The sequence below is a fragment of the Bacillus sp. G1(2015b) genome (genome assembly GCF_001482475.1).
Taxonomy (GTDB): Bacteria; Bacillota; Bacilli; order Bacillales; family Bacillaceae; genus Bacillus; species Bacillus safensis.
On sequence record NZ_LKIC01000012.1, the window covers coordinates 230525 to 249922 of the forward strand.

A 19398-nucleotide genomic window follows, 5' to 3' on the forward strand; every position below is an offset into this window, starting at 1 on the left:
AAACTATTGAAGAACCTTTGCAGGGTGTGGTATAAATTTATATCCCATACCACGGATCGTCACAATATATTCGGGCTGACTCGGATCTAACTCGATCTTTTCTCTCAACTTTCGAATATGAACCATGACAGTGTTGTTATCACCATATGATGGGACGCCCCATACTTTCTCATAAATTTGATCTTTTGAAAGAACCACATTCGGATGATCACAAAAGTACTTCAGCAAAGAAAGAAGCTGAGCAGAGCATGCCGTCACCTCTCCTCTTACTTTCAATTCGGCTGCATGAGGATGATAGGAGAAATGGGCATATTGATATTGGCTTTGAGTGTCTTCTTGTTCCTCCTGTAAGGAGATATATGTTCGGTTTAGATGAGCCTTAATTCTAGCCACTAGCTCAAGCGGATTAAATGGCTTCGTGATATAATCGTCTGCCCCCTGCGCAAAGCCCGTCAGTTTATCGACATCAGACGTTCTTGCAGTTAAATAAAAAATAGGCGCTTTCGTTACTTTTCTGATTTCAGGCAGAACGTCAAAGCCAGATTTACCGGGCATCATCACATCTAGAAGTAAGAGGTGGATGTCCTCGTTTTTGACAACATCTAATGCTTCATCTGCATGGTAGGCTTTATAAATATGCTTGAATCCTTCTTTTTTTAATACGCGTTCAACCATTTTCACAATTGCTTCTTCGTCATCTGCAATCAATATTTTTGCTGTTTCCACGCATCTCTTTCCTTTCTAGCTATGATCTCTAACCGTATATTACCATTGTCTAAAGTAAAAAAGTACCTCTTTTCTGCATAAAAGCGAAAAAAATCAACTGGAGAAAATAGTAGCACTAGGAAGTTTCAAACACGCAAAAAAACCCGGCATCTGCACCGAGTTCCTTTACATCTATTATCCATTTACAGCTTCTAGCTTTCGTTCATGATTCATTAAATCATATGTTAAACAAATCGGCTTATTCGTTCTAGGATCAAGCACAATTTCTGCATCAATATGGAATACCTGACTGAGTACCTCTTTGGTCATGACCTCATGAGGCGTACCGTCTTTTATGACTTTCCCTTGATTGAGGGCAATCATGTAATGTGAAAAACGCGCCGCATGATTCAAATCATGGATGACCATCAACACAGTTCGCCCCTGCTCTCTATTTAAGCGTTCTAACAGTTGAAGAATCTCGAGCTGATGTGCAAGATCCAAATACGTCGTAGGTTCATCCAATAGGAGCAGCTCTGTTTCCTGGGCAAGTGCCATCGCAATCCATACTCGCTGGCGCTGTCCGCCGGAAAGTGCTTCAATTGGTCGATCATGAAAAGCGATCATTCCCGTTTCCTCAAGTGCCCATCTGATGATTCGTTTATCTTCATTTGATAAGCGACCAAACCCATTTTGATGTGGGAAACGTCCATATGACACAAGCTCATACACTGTCAGTCCACTAGGTGCTTCGGGTGTTTGCGGTAAGATCGCCATTTGTTTTGAAATTTCTTTTGTCGGCGTCTCATGGATAGCCTGGCCATTTAAATAAACAGCTCCTCGATTGGCCTTCATAATACGAGACATCGTTTTTAAAATGGTTGATTTCCCGCAGCCATTCGGTCCAATCAGTGTTGTCACCTTGCCTTTTGGGATACTGACATTCAAATCTTCTACAATCAAACGGTCTTGATAACCGATACAAAGCTTTTCTGTTTCGAGCGATTTCATATGTTGTCTCTCCTTCCTCATTAGTTCGATTTCATCAATAAGTAAATGAAGTAAGGTGCGCCTAAAGCAGAAACGACAAGGCCAACTGGCACTTCTGATGGTGCAAGTATGACGCGGCCAAGTGTATCCGCCAATAATAATAACAGCGCCCCAATTAACGCGGAGGCCGGTATCATTCCTTGATGCTTTGGCCCAACAAGCTTTCTCGCCAAGTGCGGTGCGGCTAACCCTAGGAAAGAAATACTCCCTGCAACAGCAACACTCGCACCAGCTAATGCAACGGCAATCAGCATGAACAAGCTTCTTTCTTTATGAACTGAAATACCCAATCCATAGGACAGCTGATCACCCAAATTCATGATATTTAAATAGCGTGATCTGACAATCGCGAATATAAGGAAAATCACCATCCATGGTAGAACAGACAGGACATACGTCCAGCTTGAGCCATAAATACTTCCAGATAACCACACGATGGCTTGGTTAAAATCATTTGGGCTCATTTTCAATTGAATGACCACAATCGCTGCTGAAAACGCAGCATTCACACCAATACCAGTTAAAATCAATCGAACAGGTGTGATGCCTTTTTTCCACGCTAACACATAGATGAGAAATGCAGCAAAGGCTGCACCTACGAACGCGAAAAGCGGCAGTACAAAAATCGTGAAATCACCTAAATTCGTCATCGTGCCTTGAAATGCAAAGATAAATAGCACAACGGCAAAGCCAGCGCCGGCATTGACGCCGAGAATACCTGGGTCAGCTAAACCATTTTGAGAAACGCCTTGCCAAATCGCGCCTGATACAGCGATAGAAGCACCGACAAGTAAAGCGATGACCATTCTTGGAAGTCGGAATTCGAATAATACGAGCTCATCCATCTCACTTCCGAATCCAAAAAGTGTTTTCAATGTATCCATCGGAGAGATACGAATTTCTCCGGTATTTAAACTAATAAGGAACACAGCTACGATCGCGAAAAAGATCATGAGCATCGTTCGTTGATATTTCTTTTTCTTTGCTTGCTGCACCATTTCCATTTAGATTCCGCTCCTTTCACGTCTAGCTAAATATAAGAAGAAAGGAACGCCTATAATCGCCGTGATGGCACCGACTGGCGTTTCAAACGGAGCGTTGACCAGCCTCGCAGCAATGTCTGCATAAATTAACAAAGTGGCACCTAAAATAGCGGAGCATGGGATAATCCAGCGGTAGTCCACTCCAACCAAGAATCGAGTGACATGAGGGATCACAAGCCCGATAAAACCAATAGAGCCCGCTACCGACACGGCAGCACCCGTTAAAAGAATAACAACCAATACGCCAAGCACCTTGACCGTTTTCGTATACTGTCCAAGTCCTTTCGCCAATTCTTCACCTAAGCTCAGAACCGTGATCGAACGGGCAAGGATCATTGCAATGATTAGTCCTGCAATGGCAACTGGAATGATGATATGAATGTTGCTCCAATTCACACCTGCCACTCCGCCAGCATACCAAAAGCTCATATCTTGAGCGACGTCAAAACGAATGGCAATGGCTGAAGAAATTGAGCTCAAAAGTGCTCCAACCGCTGTACCAGCTAGTGCGAGTTTAACCGGAGTCAGTCCCCCTTTTGACATAGTACCGACACCAAATACAATAGAGGCACCGAGTGCGGCTCCAACAAATGACCAAAGAATTAATGTGAAAGAAGATTGGCCAGGGAAAAATGCTAATGCAATGGCAATCGCAAATGCGGAGCCATTTGTCACACCCATAATCTCCGGTGACGCCAGCGCATTTCTTGTCATTCCTTGCATAATGGCACCTGATACGGCTAAAAAGGCACCGACGAGCGCGGCTCCAACTGTGCGCGGCAGCCTCAATTCCCGAATGATTTGATGTGAAGTTTCTTGTGGATCAAAATGAAAAACGGCTTCCCATACAGTCTGTAGATGAATGTTTGCCGCTCCTAATGATACCGATAAAAAAAGACCAAATGATAAAGCGATGATTCCTATGATGATAACAGCTGCTGTTCCAAAAGGCTTCGTGACAATATCGATCGTATCATCGCTGGCTGGCAGCTGTTTATTCGATTGTGAGCCCAAAACCAGTCTCTTCCTTTCCGTTCATGTTTATTCTTTATTAGTGATAATGATTATCAATCTCGAAGTCTAGTATATCACTTTCTTTTCTTTTTGAAATCATTGTTCTGATAAATTTCTTTATTTTCATCAAAAAACTGTGAGAATTTCATCATTTTTCTTTAGGCCTAAATTAGCCAATGCATTTTTGTTCCTATCATGTTACGATAAAAAATGAAATTGAGAATCATTATCAAGGAAAAATGAATAGGAGAGAACTTTTGTGAAAAAACGAACTGGATTTCTTTTGATTTCTTTATCGATTCTTATGATCTTTACAGCCGCTTGCGGCAGCACTTCAAATAAACAATCTGCAGCGAAAAAGAATGACATGATGACATATCAGGATGCAAAAGGTGAAGTGAAGCTTCCGAAAAATCCGAAACGAATAGTGCTTCTTGCAGAAAGCTATTACGGGGACCTCGTCACACTCGGCAAAACTCCGGTTGCTACAACATCACCCATCTTTAAAAACCCTTTTTATAAAGGGAAAACAGATGGAGTGGAAAATCTCGGAAGGACCCCATCGGTCGAAAAAGTAGCCGCTTCGAAGCCAGATATGATTATTGCTTGGGGGGAAGATGAGAAGTTTGATCAATACAAAAAAATCGCCCCAACTGTAGCGGTAAAATACAATCAATATTCTTTCAAAGACCAGCTAAAAGAATTCGGTAAAATGACAGGTACACCAAAAAAAGCAACAGAATGGATCACAAAATGGGATACCAAAATTGCTGAGGTGAAACCAAAGGTAACCAAAGCTGTTGGCAGCAAAACGGTCTCGATTGTATCGCCATTTGATAAAGGCATTTATATCTTCGGAAACACCTTTGCCCGCGGAGGCGAAATCATTTATGACGAGCTGAAATTAAAAGCACCGAAGGCTGTCAAAAAAGAAGCGATCGACAGCGGTGTTGGCTATGCGAATATTTCTCTTGAGAAGCTGCCAGAATTCGCAGGCGACTATATTTTCACAGGTCCATGGAGCGGCTCAAAAAGTAAAGGTGACCAAGTGTATCAAAGCAGCATTTGGACATCACTTCCTGCCGTCAAAAATAAACATGTATTCGAAATAGATCCAGTCGGTTTCTTCTTTAATGACCCAGTGTCACTAGAGGGTCAGCTAGAGTTTATTGTGGACCGATTGACATCTGCATCATAAAAAAACGTTTCTCCAGAAATGGAGAAACGTCTCAGCATGTAGACAAACCCTCGCATTCTTTGTCAGTTCTGCGCTCCGGTGCTCACGAATGTCAAATTCGCTCTGCTCCGGTACTCGCCCTTCCTAGAATGCAAAGGTTTTCTATCACGCTGAAAGGAAGACAAAGGGCTAAAATAAAGATCATTTTAGCCCTTTGTCAACAATCTGAAACGTTTCTCCAGAAATGGAGAAACGTCTTTCTTATACCGTTCCTTTGGCAAATCCTTTTGACATGAATGGATAAAGCAAAATACCTACTAAGAATAGACCGATTCCAAGACCAAAAGTTTTCAAGTCGGCTGTTCCTGAAATAATGACCCAAGCTGAATACCCCATCGCAACAAGTGCAATGATGCCATCTCTCGTTCGATTTCCTTTTTGAAGTTCATACGTGTCACCTTGCATAATGACCTTAAAGCTGTAGATGGAAGACACAATATACGGAATAAGATACGCAAGTGTCGCTGATGTAGTTAAAAAGGTAAAAGCTTCATTAATCGTACGTGACATCACAGAGAAGATAAACAGCTGTGACATAATATTTGTAACAGTCAAAGCGAAAGCAGGGCTTCCTTTTTTGTTTGTTTTTGCAAATACTGCTGGAAAATCACCAGCCTTTGCTGCTTGATACGGTACTTCTGAACCAAGTAAAATCCACCCAAGCATCGAACCAAACAAGCAAATAATCGCCAGCAGAGCCATGACAATTCCGCCAGCTGGCCCAATTATAAGCTGAAGCACGTCTACGAATGGTTTGTCAGAGCCTTGCAATTGATCGTGCGGCAGAACGCCCATCGTAATCAATGTGATAATCATGTAGATCGATAGTGCGATTAAAAGACCTGTAATGGTCGCACGTTTCACATCACGCTGTGAGGATGCTCTTCCTGATAAAATGACAGCTGATTCAATTCCAATAAATGCCCATAGTGTGGAAATGGCCGCATGATGAATTTGACCTCCAAGGCCAAGCACTCCTTCGCTGCCTGTTTCAACCGGGAAGTAGTAATGTTCAAATAATGCCGTTTGAAATGCAAATAATCCCGCAACAATAAAAAGGACAAATCCAAGCACCTTTGAAAAGGTCGTAATAAAATTCAATTTACTAGCAGCACTTAAGCTTGTAATTAAAATGGTATGTGTTCCCCATAGAAGAAGGGTACATACGATAAACGTCATGAGCTGACCAAGCGTGACCGATTCTTTTCCAAAGGTAAAAACTTCAGTCTTCACGGTGAGAATCGGGAAAAAAGTCGTTAAATAACCAGCAAGACTTGTAATAATTGCGACATTACTAATCCAGCTTGCCACCCAATATCCCCAAACCATTGTAAATCCAGCCGCTTTCCCTTTTTTTGGATCTTTAAAAAGCGCCCTTGCATAACTTTGTGGTCCAGCCGTCAGCTGCGGCTTATGAATGGACAAATGCCCAAATACAAGCGCAATCATCAGCACACCGCCGCCTGTGACAAGCCATGCCATCGTCACACCTAAAGGACTTGCGTGCTGGGCAAGCGTACTTGGCAGCATAAAGATGCCTGAACCTACCATATTTCCGACGACAAAAGCCGTCAATAACCAAAAACCCCATTTTTTTGTCTGTTCCATTTCCGTACCTCCGTTTTATTCACTTTGGACCAGACCCGGCAGTATCTTCATTGATATATTTGTGAAGCAATGACTTGCATTCTTTATGTTCATAATGGATTACTTTTTAACAGCATACCCTTATTTTTGTGACTCAGAACATAAAAAAAAGCCTGAACAAAAGTCCATGCTTTTCAAAACATACACCTTGATCTCCGGATAGCCCTCCACGCTTCAAAGACGTGGCAGTCCTGCATTTATTCAATGCAGACCCAGCATAAAGAAAGTTGGAGCTCTCTCTACACTTCGGCGCTGATGCCTTTTTTCTCATGATCTACGATTCCATCTCTCCTATGAGTGACTCATCATCCGCGCAACCTCTACCTCACTGAGACATAGCGTGAGGATTTCTATTCATTTTTACTACACGAAGGTTATCAAACATTCTCACATCTGTCAAAGGGAAAAACATAGAAAAAAGGCAGAGAACTGTTTCTCTGCCCTATACCTTGCTTATTGATCGTTGTTTTTCTTCTTTTGTACAGCTTCCTGAAGCGGATCGCCTGCTAGCTCTTTACTTGCTTCCTCTAACAGCTGATCTACCTGCTGATGGTTTTTCTCACTTTTCGCCTTTTTATCCTTTTGGAAAAATGACATCGCTGTTTCCTCCCTTTTCATAAAATGCGGTTGCCTGTTTAATTTGTGCTACAGCGCTCAGCATTATACAAGGGAAGAGGCTCAATCATCATGAAAGGTCTGCCTCATTTTTTGCAAGTACGTCAGAAAGGTTTTTAAATCATCCTTTGTGAAGTCTGACATCATATGCTGAATCACCTTTCCGAAAAGACGAGTATGCTTTTCATAAATGGCCATCCCTTTTTCCGTGACTTCTAAACGGACAAGTGACGAATCGTCCTTGTCCCGTTCTCTTTGAATATAACCCTGCTCACATAATTTATTGAGTGCAATAGAGGCTGCACCAGGGTTTAAAGAGAGTCTTTGCTTCAGCTCTTCGGCATGTGATACTTTGCCTTGTATCAAAATAGAAAGAGCATATATCTGTGGGGGCGTGATGTCTTTCTCTAACTCAAGTAACTTGCGGTTTAATTTACGGCTGACTTCATAATGTACAAGAACAATTTCTTTTAAAATGTCTGCATTACCCATCCGAATCGCATCCTTATCGTTAGTATCAACATGACTTCCCCCTTATTATAGAATGTTTTTCCATTCAGCCAACCCTTTTGGCCTCTTTTTCTTTAGAAATAAGCCTTGCTGAATGAATCCACCCTTGATATAGTGAGTACTTGAACTAAAGATAGAACAGGAGTACGCATCATGACAGGAAAAACACACATCATGGGCGGAATTGCCGCCTCCACAGCCGTTGCCTACTATTATGGATTCGACCCAGTGACGATGGCTGCTGCTGGATCAGCAGGTGCTCTGATCCCTGATCTTTGCCATACAAAAAGTAAAATCGGCAGAAAATTCCCGCTGCTCTCGACACTGATCAGCAGTGTGTTCGGTCATCGCACATTTACACACAGTTTATTATTTTTGCTGATCATTTATTTTCTAGCAACAACATACATTCCAAATGACAGCCTAAGTATCGGTTTACTAGTCGGGATGGCAAGCCATCTCATTCTGGATGCAGGAACAGTGAATGGGATTAAATTTTTATTTCCGGCTTCCATTAAAGTGCGTCTCCCCTTCTATGTCAAAACAGGCAGCACAGGAGAACAAGTCGTACTAGCTGCTCTCACCGTCGTTACCTGCTATTACATCGCTGTCCTCTGCGGCATCTCCATCCCATTCTAATGAATCAGAAAGAGTTTTCCGAAAAACACAGGATATGAATTGATCATTCCTCATTTTTTTAGTAGGTTTAAGATAAGTGTTTTTGCCTTGCAGCTGAATACAGAATGGTGAGGAGCTACATAAATGAAAGCGTTTCTCAAAAATCACTGGTTTTTAGTGTACTCCATCCTCTTCATGTGGATGAAAACATACATCATTTATCAATTCGGATTTCACATACGAACGGCCAATCTGTTTCATGAATGGCTGCTTTTGATCAATCCACTTAGCTTTTTGCTTCCTTTGTTTGGGATTGCTCTTTTTTTAAATGAAACGAAGCAAAAGGTATTTTTATTAACCGCAAATTTGATTTTGACAGCGATTCTCATATCGAATACGATCTTTTATGGATTTTATATTGATTTCATTACAATCCCTGTCTTATTCCAAGCGAAAAACATGGGAGATATGGGCAGCAGTATGACAGAATTATTTCACCCGCTGTTTTTACTGATGCTCATTGATTTCGTGGTGCTGGCGTGGCTTTTAAAGCGCAAACCTTTACCGCCAAAAGCCTCCTTTAAAACAATCAAAACATATTATGCGGTGTGCTGTAGCTTTCTATTGTTTCATGTCAGTTCAGCCATGATGGATCACCCTCGCTTTCTGACAAGCTCTTATGATCGAGAAGTGATTGTACGAAACCTTGGGCTGTTCCAGTTCCACCTGTATGACGGCGCTGCCCAAACAGCGCGTATTGGACAAAAAGCCTTTGCAGATGAAGATACACTTTCAACCGTAGCAAACTACACAAAGGCTGATTACAGTGCACCAAACGAAGAGTACTTTGGACTTGCTAAAGGTAAGAACGTTGTGTTCATTTCACTCGAATCAACACAGCAATTTGTCGTTGATCAAAAGGTGAATGGACAATACATCACCCCCTTTTTAAATCAACTCGCTAAAAAGAGTTTTTATTTTGATGAATTTTATCAGCAGACTGAGCAAGGAAAGACATCGGATTCAGAGTTTATTGTCGCAAATTCCCTCTACCCATCTAGCAGCGGCGCTGTCTTTTTCACAGCGAGTGACAACGAATACGACACGTTATACAAGCAGTTGAAAAAAGAGAACTATCAATCCGTCCAATTTCATGCGAATAATAAAACGTTTTGGAATCGTGATGTGATGTATGAGTCGTTTGGGATTGACCGCTTTTATGATGTCGATTCGTATCAGGTCAATGAACAGAATTCAACTGGCTGGGGCTTAAAGGATATTGACTTCTTTGACCAATCCATTGATTATTTAAAAAAGTTGAAGGCGCCTTATTACAGCACGTTTATTACCTTGACCAATCACTTTCCATTTGAAATCGATCCAAAGGATCAATTGATTGATGAATATGATTCGTCCAGCGCCATTTTAAACCGCTATGTGACGACCGTCCGCTATCAGGATGAAGCCATTAAGACATTTTTTGACCGCATGAAAGAAGAAGGACTGTATGAAAATACAATGTTTGTCCTCATGGGGGATCACTATGGTATCTCCGAGGCACATCATCAGGCAATGGCAGAGCTGCTCAAAAAAGATGAAATCACACCGTTTGATGCTGTGAAATTGCAGCGGGTGCCCTTTTTAATTTACATTCCGGGGGTCACAGATCAAGCACCGCAGACAATTTCTGAAACAGCTGGGCAAATCGACGTGAAACCGACACTCCTGCACTTACTCGGTATTGAAACGAAGGATGCCATTCAATTTGGCAATGACTTATTTTCAAACGAACGGACGCCTTTTGCTGTTTTGAGAAACGGGAACTTTATTACAGATGATTATCTCTATACAAAGAACACCTGCTATGATCAAAAAACAAAAGAACCTGTTGAACAGGATGAGGTGTGTCAGCCTTATATCGAAAAAGCCAATAAAGAACTTTCCTTATCAGACAAAGTGATCAATGGGAATTTGCTGCGTTTTTATCAGCATTAAAAAGTCGCCATCTGGCGGCTTTTTCTTTTCTCTTTTTACTGAAAGCCTATGAATGGTCAAATAAGTTTGCTTATAATATAGGATACATATGATATTGAATAATAAGAGGTGTGAACATGAAGTATGCGTTCTTCCCCATCATCGCCATCTGCTTGCTCCTGAGCGGGTGTCAAACAGAGATGGAGTCATCGGATACAAGCAAAAAAACAGAGCTTGTCATTTCAGCAGCGGCAAGTCTTCAGGATGCACTAAAGGAAATTGAATCCGCCTTTAATGATGAGCACCCGAATGTGACATTAACAAATAATTTCGGGTCATCCGGCGCATTGAAGCAGCAAATCGCACAAGGGGCAAAAGCAGATCTCTTTTTCTCAGCAGCTGAAGCGCCCTTTGATGAGCTTGTGCAATCTGGAGATATCGATCAACATTTTATCAAGGATGCCATCCGAAATGAGCTTGTACTCATTGTGCCAAATGATCATTCTTCCTCTATTAAAAGCTTTCAAGACGCCCAGGACATAAAAGGGAAGATTGCTCTTGGCACACCAGAATCCGTTCCTGCTGGTACATACGGCAAAGAGATTTTCACAAAGCTGAACATCTGGGATCAAGTGAAAAAGAACGCTGTATACGGCAAGGATGTGCGGCAAGTTTTAAGCTACGTAGAAACAGGAAATGTGGAGGCTGGTGTTGTGTATAAGACAGACGCCCTCGTTTCCAAAAAAGTAAAAATTGCGGCTGAAGCCAATCAGGACATGCACTCCCCAATCATTTACCCAGTAGGAATCGTTAAAGGGACAGAACATGTAGAGGAAGCCAAGTCCTTTTTTCAATTTCTTCAATCAGAAGCAGCCAAATCAATTTTTAAAAAGTACGGCTTTCAAGTGAATTAATGCCTATGATGACTGAAGAATTCCTATCTCCCATTTGGCTGTCCGTGCAGGTTGCCGTTGTAAGCGGGCTGCTGGCAACTGTTTTTGGTACATTGATTGGCTATTGGATGGCGCGAACATCATTTAAGGGAAAAATGATCGTAGAAACGCTCTTGATGATGCCGCTTGTCCTTCCGCCAACGGTTGTAGGTTTTTTATTGCTCGTCATATTCGGAAGGCATAGCATGATCGGGGGCGCGATTGAATGGATCTTTCACCAGCCGGTCATTTTCACTTGGTGGGCGGCAGTTATTGCATCAACAGTTGTGGCATTCCCGCTTATGTATCAATCTGCAAAGGCTGGATTTTCTACGATTGAGTCAGACATTGAAGGGGCTGCAAAAGTAGATGGTGCTCATTCATTCCAAGTCTTCGCCTATATTACAGTACCACTTGCCCTGCCTTCCCTCTTATCAGGCAGCATCCTCAGCTTTGCAAGAGCCCTTGGAGAATTTGGGGCGACCTTAATGTTTGCCGGCAACATCCCAGGAAAAACGCAAACACTCCCAACCGCTATCTATGTGGCGATTGATTCCGGACGAATGGAGCTTGCTTGGGCTTGGACGATTTGTATTGTGATTCTATCTTTTATCATGCTGTTGGCTGTACGCCGAAGCAGTACGTAAAAAATCCCTCTATGTGAGAATAGGGGGATTTATACTACATATTTACTTTGCCGTTTTGCTATAGTATAAGTCAGCAAGGACGACAAACAGATAAGCAATGAAATGCAGATCAGAATTGTGGTTATATTCATGGAAATAGGCATAAATAATTGATAGTTCCCTTTAAAAGAAAACAGGTGCAAAGCTAAGTTGGCAATCATATTTTTTAAATCAAATGCACCTAAGTTAGGGATCAATAAAAAATAGACCATATAGATAACCAAAGATAAAATAAAACTTCGACATATACTACCTAAATAAAAAACAAGTGTACTAAATAACCAGCTTGTACATACAACAAACATTAATTGAAGCAGTATAGAATGTTCGGTACTATCTTTATATGTAAACAATTGAACAGATATATCTTTTGATATGACATAATAAAAGATATGACTAGCCATGTATGAAATAAGAGAAAGAATAGGAATTAAACATAGAATGATTACATAAAGAGACAGTTGCTTTGAAAACATAATATCGTTCCACCGATATTGAACCGCTTTAATTTTCATCGTTTTATATTTCACATCATATGTCGCTAAATAGATCGCATATAAACCAAATACAAGTGGATAAAAGATAAAACCCATCCATTCTAAATTAGTTGAAATGGCTTGAGTTGGCTCCATCAAATGAAGTGATTGAATAAACTTCTCGTAATCATATTTTAAGACATTTTCTACGACTTCTCCTTCAGCACCTGATAATTCTCCTTCTTCTATGTTAACTGGCATCGTCAAAGCCTTTTTTATATCAATACCTAGCTCCTTATATTCACTTTCTGTTTTTACATATTGGGCATAGTTTGATTTTGTCGTTTCATATTGAGAATATACATTCCATAACGAAATCAGCATCAATGGAATAAACAAGATAAGAAATGTTTTAGCATAATATTGATATAAAAACTCTTTTTTCACTAACTTAAAGATATGCTTGATAAATGTCACCCAAATCCTCTCCTTTTTCCTGAAAGTCATGGATTTGAATCATTGATTTGTCTTTTAAAATAAACAATTCATCAACAATTGATGAATAAAATTCAAACTGATGACCTGTAGCTATAATGGTCATGTCTTTAGACCACTTCTTAATCATTGCTTTTAATTCCATCATTGTTCCATAATCTAAACCATTTGATATCTCATCTAAGAACAAATAAGTTGGTTTTGTTAATGCAATCAATATGAAACTCAATTTCTTTTTTTGGCCATAAGAGTAATGTTTGACCTTCTTCTTGAGGATCTCATGTGGTAGATATTCCTTTGCCAGTGTATCACATCTTTTTTGGTCAAAAGGGCTATTTAACAATAATCGTATATTTTGATAACCGTTTAGATTCAAATAGAGTGGTGAATCATCGTACATTACCTGAATTTCATTCCTTACTTGATCAATTGGCTGATGATTATACAAGATCTCCCCTTCATACTGTTCTAACTGAAGTAAACATTTCATAAAAGTTGTTTTGCCAGATCCATTTTTCCCCATGATGAAATTTATTTTTTGATGTTGTATTTGAATATGTAAATCTTCAAATACAGGCTGCTGTCGATATGTTTTTGTCAATCCTTTTACTTGGATCATTTTCCAAAAACTCCTCTTACTATTTTTTGAGATTATTTATAATATTTAAACAGCGCTACTATGATTTGTAAATAGATCTTAAGTAGCGCCTTTTCTATTAATCTATACTATTAATCCCAACCATGTTTTCCTTTTCCATTAACCCAAACTCGATCTGTAAAAGAGTTACTCACAAAGGTAACATCTCCCCACGGAGTAGGTGTTCCAAATTTAAGGGTTGTTTTATGTGCCCATTTATGAAGATTGGCTCCCTTATAGTATCTTTTAGAACCATTTTTCACCACTTTGTTAGGGAAGACGTAACCCGCATCTTGAGAACCAGAACTCGATTTAACTTTACCCGAAGAATTTTTCCAATCAACATATGATTTTGACCACGCCATAAAGCTCCCTCTAGATGTGGTTAACCTTTTCGCATACACTTTCGAAGCACTTGTAGACATCTCACCTTTATTCGTTTCCTTTATTGTTTGTACATACATGGTACTACTAGAATAATCTTCTTGAATTACTTTTTGCTCATTACTCAAATCAACATTTGTTGCTCCGGCAAATGTCGTAGGTAGGATCGTAGCACCCAAAGTTAACGACAAGCCTAGTATGACTTTTTTCATATAATAAACATCCTTTTATTTACAATTAGTAATTTACCATAAAATTCATTATAGTTCCATAAATTTCATGATATTTAAGCTAGATTTAAGGAATTCTTCTCGTTTTTCAAGATAACTTAGTAGCATAGAATGTCTTCAATGTCTTTTATTCATAGAAAAAACACCTATTCATTAGTCATGGAAGTGTATCACTTCTACGCCTATCGAAAGGTGTTCTATAATTATTCAATTTCTTTATTATTCAAACCCAACCGTCATCGTCTCTGGATTCGAGCCGACACGTTCGTTATTGTTTAATGCATCGATTTTTTCCATGTCTTCTTTAGAAAGCTCGAAGTCAAAGATGTCTGCATTTTGTTTAATACGTTCTTCATTGATTGATTTAGGAATTGTCACGACACCGCTTTGCAGATCCCAGCGCAAGATGACTTGAGCAACAGATTTGTTGTAGCGTGCAGCAATGTCTTTCAAAACATCATGATCTAATAGCTTCCCTTGCATCAGCGGAGACCATGCCTCAATTTGAATGCCTTTTTCCTTTGCATATTGACGCAGTTCAACAAGTGTCAGTTTCGGATGAAACTCCACTTGGTTCACAGCTGGAACAACCTCAGCATCTTTTAACAGCTCTTCTAAATGCTGAATATAGAAGTTGCTGACTCCAATGGCTCTGACTTTCCCGTCTTTATAAAGCTTCTCAAGTGCGCGCCATGTGTCTTTAAATGTATCTGCATTTGGTCCAGGCCAATGAATCAAATAGAGGTCTAAGTAATCAAGACCTAATCGGTTTAAGCTTGCGTCAAACGCCTCAAGCGCTTTATCATAGCCTTGATCTGTGTTCCATACTTTAGACGTAATGAATAAGTCTTCTCGTTTCACGCCAGATTCTTTAATCGCTTTTCCTACGCCTGTCTCATTTTTATAAACAGCTGCCGTATCAATGCTGCGATATCCGTTCCGTATGGCTGCTTTTACGGCATCTACCACTTGATTGCCGTCCTCCACTTTGAATACACCTAAACCAAACCAAGGCATTTCTACTCCGTTATTCAGTGTTACGGTATCATTCAAGCTTTTGACCATTTTAACAACCACCTTTTTTATAGATTCCATCTCTTTCATTATCTCATGTTGTGCTTCAAAACTCTATTATCAGGCGTTTCTCTTCGCTTCAATGGCTAAGAGCAGCGCACCAGTCATGCCAGCCTTGTCCTCAAGTTTAGGGGAGACAATGTATGTATCAAGCGGCGGCAGGTCCACATAATCATTGACATAAGCAGCTAGCTTCTCTCGAATGAGTGGGAATAGCTGCTTTTGCTTCATGACACCTCCGCCCATGATGATGCGCTCTGGGCTTAAAATGAGCGAGTATTGCATAAGCGCTTGCGCTAAATAATCCGCTTCAAGTGCCCAAACCGCTTCATCCTGCGTCAGCTCTTTGGCAGGTTTCCCCCACCTTTTCTCAATCGCTGGTCCAGCTGCCAGTCCTTCTAAGCAATTTCCATGTGTCGGGCAGACACCTGCAAATGGATCAGATTCATGCTGCCTGACAAGGATATGCCCCATCTCAGGATGTGAATGACCGTGTAGAAGCTCATTTTTCACAACAGCCCCCGCACCAATGCCTGTACCGACCGTGATATACAAACAGCTGCTTAGCCCTTTGGCTGCCCCTTTTGTTAATTCACCTAGTGCTGCGGCATTGACATCAGTTGTAAAAGATACGGGGACACCTAATTGCTTCTCAAGCTCAGGAATGAACGGGTATTGCTTCCACTCCACTTTCGGTGTGTTCATGATATAACCGTATGAAGGATCGTCCTGTTGAACACAAATGGGTCCAAAGGAGCCAACCCCTAATGCTGCAATGTCATGCTGCTTGAAAAATGGAATGAGCTTTTGTATTGTTTGATCCGGGTGCTCTGTTGGAATCGTCATTTCCTCTAAGATGTCTCCATGCTCATTACCGATTGCACAACAAAATTTTGTACCACCAGCTTCAATTGCTCCATAATAGGCCATCATTGATCTCCCCCTGCTCGTTCTCTTTCTTCATCATAAAACATGGGGGAGAAGATGACAACATCACGTATTGGTGAGCAGAACAGCTTCCATGTCATTAATATACTCTCTTAAATGATGGGCAATATCACGATTGATCTCACCATCTTCATATAAGGTTTGTATTTCATTTCGAATCGTCTGTACAGCTTGGAAGTTAAGCTCTTTTTTCTTTCGGTCAAATGAACGGTCTTTTTGCTGGAAGAAGCTTGGACCGTGTTCACAGCGGAAAATGACTTGGTTGTAAAAACCAATGACTTGGTGGCACGTTTGCTGGTTTTCATCTGTCATATGCTGTTTGATCGAGTCTACCGCAGCCTCAGCCGTTTTCTTACGGATTTGTTTATACGAGTCCTCTTTTTCTAAAATACCGTTTGAAATGTGCTGATTCGGCCGCCATAATTGCAGCCATTGAAGCAAGCGGAGAAACTTCACCTTTGAAAAACGAATTTTGAATGAGTTTGAGTACAGCATTTCCAGCTCATGAAATCTCTCTTGCAGCTCATAAGCTTCTTCCTTGTCAATTTTCTCATCATCAATTAATTGTTGAAGTTTCATCTGTTCTGCTTTGATACCATGCAGTCTGATTTTTTTCTCTTGTCTTCTCATCCCGAATTGGTATGGTTCACGCTGGATATTTCTCAGCTTCATTCGGTAATCATTGATGAGTGCAAGGGATACTTCCCTGTTGTCCTCATTCATCCCTTCTTTTAACGTTTTAATAGCACTTCTGAGCAGCTTCCGTTTTGCATGCTGAATCTTTGTATCCAAGTCCACGTCGACCTGCTTGTCTTTTTTCTCAGATAAAAGAGGCAGTAACACACTAGCTAAAATGAGTGTACATAAGATCACGCCTGCTGCGAGGAAAATAATCAAGTGCCGCTCTGGAAATGGTGATCCGTCCGCAAGCGTAAATGGGATAGAGAAGGCACCGGCTAATGTCACAGCCCCGCGGACACCAGAGAATGTCATCAGCATCGAGGCGCGAAACTTCGGCTTTTTCACATTTTGCTTTTTTGTTGCACTCCATTTTCCTGCCCAGAACAGCCATACCCATAAGAACCGCAGCACCATGAGACATAGTGTAATAATTAAGATGTAGCCAATCACCTGCATGTTGTTAAAGGATTCATCTTGGAAAATGACTGTAGAAACATCCGGAATCTGCAACCCAAGTAAGACGAAAACAAGTCCGTTTAAAATAAATAAAATAATATTCCATGTGTTTGATGAAGCAATTTGCAGTTTGGCTAAATTCGCTTCCATTCGATCTTGCTCAATAGCATGCGTCACACCACCGGCCACAACGGCTAAAATTCCGGATACACCAATTTCTTCTGCTGCTAAATAAATCACAAATGGTGTAAGGATTTGCAGGATGATATGCATCGTGACATCGTCCATTCCTAAACGGCGGAGAAAATAGCGAAAACGAATGATAAAGAAGGATAGAATAAATCCAGTTAATAAACCACCTGCGGCAATGAGGACAAAGCTAAAGGATGCCTGAGCAATTGAAAAGGCTCCCGTCACTGTTGCGGCAATGGCAAATTTAAAGGCGACAAGTCCTGATGCATCGTTCATCAGCCCTTCGCCTTCCAGCAGTCTCATGATGCCCTTTGGCATATTCACACGGCTGGATAAAGCACTTACTGCCACCACATCTGTCGGTGATAAAATCGCTGCAAGCGCAAATGCGGCTGGAAGCGGTATGCTTGGAATCATCCAATGAATGGTATATCCCGCTACAACGACAGTCGCAAACACTAAACCGAGCGCTAAAAGAAGAATAGGTGCTCTTAATTTCCATAGCTCGTCCCTTGGGGTACGCTTCCCGTCATTAAATAACAGCGGCGCAATAAATAGAACGAAGAAGAGTTCAGGATTTAAAGAAATATGTAAACCTGAAGGAAAAGCTGCCACCAATATTCCTAAGCCCACTTGAATTAACGGAACAGGAATAAAGGGGACAAAACGATTGATAATATTAGATGCTGCAATGAGTGCCAGTAGTACGAGCACTGCCAAAAAAATCTCCACTAGTACATGTCCCTCCTCTGTATATTTTTCGTCAAGTTTTGCTTACATGCAAAGATGTGTTCATTTCATCCATCCGTCCGATCAGAAGTGCTTCTTTAGTATTCCGCAAAAAGTGAAACCAACACATAACAATCCATCTAGGCAAAAAAAGGCTGAATCCAGATATTCAGCCTGCTGACAAAATTTTCATCATATGTATTGTTCAAATGATGAACAATAGACCTTTTTTTATTTTACACGAAAACTCCAACATCTGCTGACATTGAGCTCTTAATAAACAAAAAAAAAGAGCGGAATCGCCCTTTTTTCGTTTCACCCTTTATTTAAAAAATAAGACCTGGCGGGAAGACGCCATTTGAATAAGTAGGAACAAACCCTGCATACGACGAGGATGACAAACAGCAGATATAAAGCAAGCTCGCCTTGCGCTAAGCCGAGTCCGACGAATAAGCCGCCAAGTGCTGCCCATACGGCGTAAATTTCTGCTTTTAGCACAAGCGGCTTTCGTCCTGCTAATAAATCACGCACAATTCCGCCGCCGCTTCCAGTCAAAACGGCTGCCACAATGACCGCACTGAGCGGAAGTTCTCTTTGCACAGCAAATAGTGCGCCTTGAATCGCAAACGCTGCTAAACCGATCGCATCCGAGAAATTTCCCCATGTGCTCCAGTGCTTAAGCAAAAGCTTTGGAAAAAGAAACACAATCGTAATAGATACAAGGGCAATGGTAAACATTTTGCCCTGTGACCATAAAGCAGACACCGGAAGACCAATTAATAGATTCCGAATCGCTCCACCGCCAAATGCTGTCACAATCCCTAAAATGTACACACCAAGAATATCGTACTCTTCCTCCATTGCCACAATCGCACCACTAATGGCGAATGCGACAATGCCAATGATACTTAAGACTTCCCATGCCATTTTCCGCTTATCTCCTTACCATTATCTAATCATCTAATACTACTCCCTTAATGTATATCTGACACAGGCGAAAAGCAATACAAATTTTCTTTAAATTTTATCTTTTTGCAAAAATAAAAAATAGCCCGCTTATAAGCA

Annotated in this window: 19 protein-coding genes and 1 riboswitch; of the genes, 5 read left to right on the forward strand and 14 right to left on the reverse strand. The window is 40.9% G+C overall.

Translation table 11 applies throughout. The features are described 5' to 3' along the window. Positions 1-3: 3 nt before the first annotated feature. The 4 genes from AMR95_RS09165 to AMR95_RS09180 all read right to left on the reverse strand — a co-directional run bounded on the left by AMR95_RS09165 (position 4) and on the right by AMR95_RS09180 (position 3812). On the reverse strand, positions 4-726 hold the full coding sequence (locus tag AMR95_RS09165; RefSeq protein ID WP_039181371.1) for a response regulator transcription factor: 723 nt from the start codon (positions 724-726) through the stop codon (positions 4-6). 174 nt (positions 727-900) lie between these two features. Next, positions 901-1716 carry an ABC transporter ATP-binding protein gene (locus tag AMR95_RS09170; RefSeq protein ID WP_039181374.1) on the reverse strand — a complete coding sequence of 272 codons (816 nt, stop codon included), beginning with the start codon at positions 1714-1716 and terminating at the stop codon, positions 901-903. Between the two features lie 20 nt (positions 1717-1736). After that, positions 1737-2759, reverse strand: a complete 1023-nt coding sequence (locus AMR95_RS09175; protein ID WP_052196534.1) for a FecCD family ABC transporter permease — start codon at positions 2757-2759, stop codon at positions 1737-1739. Further along, positions 2760-3812 (reverse strand): FecCD family ABC transporter permease, encoded by a 1053-nt coding sequence (locus AMR95_RS09180; protein ID WP_039181376.1) that lies wholly within the window; start codon positions 3810-3812, stop codon positions 2760-2762. 259 nt (positions 3813-4071) lie between these two features. On the opposite strand from AMR95_RS09180, the gene AMR95_RS09185 reads away from it, so the two are divergent. Beyond that, positions 4072-5010: an iron-hydroxamate ABC transporter substrate-binding protein gene (locus AMR95_RS09185; protein WP_039181380.1), complete on the forward strand. Its 939-nt coding sequence runs from the start codon at positions 4072-4074 to the stop codon at positions 5008-5010. A 240-nt stretch (positions 5011-5250) separates the two neighbouring features. Here the strand turns inward: AMR95_RS09185 and AMR95_RS09190 are convergent, their stop codons facing one another. The 3 genes from AMR95_RS09190 to AMR95_RS09200 form a co-directional block, all read right to left on the reverse strand. Beyond that, on the reverse strand, positions 5251-6657 hold the full coding sequence (locus AMR95_RS09190) for an amino acid permease (RefSeq protein WP_047202396.1): 1407 nt from the start codon (positions 6655-6657) through the stop codon (positions 5251-5253). A 191-nt stretch (positions 6658-6848) separates the two neighbouring features. Then, a riboswitch (Lysine riboswitch) is annotated at positions 6849-7027 on the reverse strand. 122 nt (positions 7028-7149) lie between these two features. Continuing rightward, positions 7150-7293 carry a small acid-soluble spore protein SspJ gene (gene sspJ, locus AMR95_RS09195; protein WP_041088277.1) on the reverse strand — a complete coding sequence of 48 codons (144 nt, stop codon included), beginning with the start codon at positions 7291-7293 and terminating at the stop codon, positions 7150-7152. Positions 7294-7374: 81 nt separating this feature from the next. After that, on the reverse strand, positions 7375-7803 hold the full coding sequence (locus tag AMR95_RS09200) for a MarR family winged helix-turn-helix transcriptional regulator (protein WP_047202395.1): 429 nt from the start codon (positions 7801-7803) through the stop codon (positions 7375-7377). A 171-nt stretch (positions 7804-7974) separates the two neighbouring features. Between AMR95_RS09200 and AMR95_RS09205 the strand changes: the two genes are divergently transcribed. The 4 genes from AMR95_RS09205 (at position 7975) to modB (ending at position 11992) form a co-directional block, all read left to right on the forward strand. Continuing rightward, positions 7975-8460, forward strand: coding sequence for a metal-dependent hydrolase (locus tag AMR95_RS09205; protein ID WP_047202394.1), 486 nt, complete (start codon positions 7975-7977; stop codon positions 8458-8460). A 123-nt stretch (positions 8461-8583) separates the two neighbouring features. Next, the gene (locus tag AMR95_RS09210; RefSeq protein WP_058838155.1) at positions 8584-10434 is read left to right on the forward strand and encodes an LTA synthase family protein; all 1851 of its coding nucleotides are present in this window, start codon (positions 8584-8586) and stop codon (positions 10432-10434) included. A gap of 116 nt (positions 10435-10550) precedes the next feature. Next, complete coding sequence (modA, locus tag AMR95_RS09215) at positions 10551-11327, forward strand: molybdate ABC transporter substrate-binding protein (RefSeq protein WP_058838156.1); 777 nt, start codon at positions 10551-10553, stop codon at positions 11325-11327. Then, entirely contained in the window at positions 11327-11992 is a 666-nt protein-coding gene (gene modB, locus AMR95_RS09220) for a molybdate ABC transporter permease subunit (RefSeq protein WP_058838157.1), read from the forward strand. Before modA ends, modB begins: the two co-directional genes overlap by 1 nt. Before the next feature lie 29 nt (positions 11993-12021). Here modB and AMR95_RS09225 read toward each other — a convergent pair whose 3' ends face one another. From AMR95_RS09225 to AMR95_RS09255, 7 genes are all read right to left on the reverse strand, one after another. Further along, entirely contained in the window at positions 12022-12984 is a 963-nt protein-coding gene (locus tag AMR95_RS09225) for an ABC transporter permease (RefSeq protein WP_126682311.1), read from the reverse strand. Continuing rightward, positions 12959-13621 (reverse strand): ATP-binding cassette domain-containing protein, encoded by a 663-nt coding sequence (locus AMR95_RS09230; protein ID WP_058838159.1) that lies wholly within the window; start codon positions 13619-13621, stop codon positions 12959-12961. Before AMR95_RS09230 ends, AMR95_RS09225 begins: the two co-directional genes overlap by 26 nt. 110 nt (positions 13622-13731) lie before the next feature. Further along, a complete protein-coding gene (locus AMR95_RS09235; RefSeq protein ID WP_058838160.1) occupies positions 13732-14235 on the reverse strand; it encodes a hypothetical protein in 504 nt (167 codons plus the stop codon). A 237-nt stretch (positions 14236-14472) separates the two neighbouring features. Further along, complete coding sequence (locus AMR95_RS09240; RefSeq protein WP_039181397.1) at positions 14473-15318, reverse strand: aldo/keto reductase; 846 nt, start codon at positions 15316-15318, stop codon at positions 14473-14475. Positions 15319-15387: 69 nt separating this feature from the next. Beyond that, positions 15388-16257 carry an ROK family protein gene (locus tag AMR95_RS09245; RefSeq protein ID WP_058838161.1) on the reverse strand — a complete coding sequence of 290 codons (870 nt, stop codon included), beginning with the start codon at positions 16255-16257 and terminating at the stop codon, positions 15388-15390. A gap of 63 nt (positions 16258-16320) precedes the next feature. After that, positions 16321-18336 (reverse strand): Na+/H+ antiporter, encoded by a 2016-nt coding sequence (locus AMR95_RS09250; protein ID WP_058838162.1) that lies wholly within the window; start codon positions 18334-18336, stop codon positions 16321-16323. 312 nt (positions 18337-18648) lie between these two features. Beyond that, positions 18649-19260: a trimeric intracellular cation channel family protein gene (locus AMR95_RS09255; protein ID WP_058838163.1), complete on the reverse strand. Its 612-nt coding sequence runs from the start codon at positions 19258-19260 to the stop codon at positions 18649-18651. Positions 19261-19398 lie beyond the last annotated feature (138 nt).

Coding starts and splice junctions, on each gene's coding strand:
- AMR95_RS09170 (WP_039181374.1), bottom strand. CDS start 1,716: ATGAAATCGCTCGAAACAGAAAAGCTTTGTATCGGTTATCAAGACCGT.
- AMR95_RS09175 (WP_052196534.1), bottom strand. CDS start 2,759: ATGGAAATGGTGCAGCAAGCAAAGAAAAAGAAATATCAACGAACGATG.
- AMR95_RS09190 (WP_047202396.1), bottom strand. CDS start 6,657: ATGGAACAGACAAAAAAATGGGGTTTTTGGTTATTGACGGCTTTTGTC.
- sspJ (WP_041088277.1), bottom strand. CDS start 7,293: ATGTCATTTTTCCAAAAGGATAAAAAGGCGAAAAGTGAGAAAAACCAT.
- AMR95_RS09200 (WP_047202395.1), bottom strand. CDS start 7,803: ATGGGTAATGCAGACATTTTAAAAGAAATTGTTCTTGTACATTATGAA.
- AMR95_RS09205 (WP_047202394.1), top strand. CDS start 7,975: ATGACAGGAAAAACACACATCATGGGCGGAATTGCCGCCTCCACAGCC.
- AMR95_RS09210 (WP_058838155.1), top strand. CDS start 8,584: ATGAAAGCGTTTCTCAAAAATCACTGGTTTTTAGTGTACTCCATCCTC.
- modA (WP_058838156.1), top strand. CDS start 10,551: ATGAAGTATGCGTTCTTCCCCATCATCGCCATCTGCTTGCTCCTGAGC.
- modB (WP_058838157.1), top strand. CDS start 11,327: ATGCCTATGATGACTGAAGAATTCCTATCTCCCATTTGGCTGTCCGTG.
- AMR95_RS09230 (WP_058838159.1), bottom strand. CDS start 13,621: ATGATCCAAGTAAAAGGATTGACAAAAACATATCGACAGCAGCCTGTA.
- AMR95_RS09235 (WP_058838160.1), bottom strand. CDS start 14,235: ATGAAAAAAGTCATACTAGGCTTGTCGTTAACTTTGGGTGCTACGATC.
- AMR95_RS09240 (WP_039181397.1), bottom strand. CDS start 15,318: ATGGTCAAAAGCTTGAATGATACCGTAACACTGAATAACGGAGTAGAA.
- AMR95_RS09245 (WP_058838161.1), bottom strand. CDS start 16,257: ATGGCCTATTATGGAGCAATTGAAGCTGGTGGTACAAAATTTTGTTGT.
- AMR95_RS09255 (WP_058838163.1), bottom strand. CDS start 19,260: ATGGCATGGGAAGTCTTAAGTATCATTGGCATTGTCGCATTCGCCATT.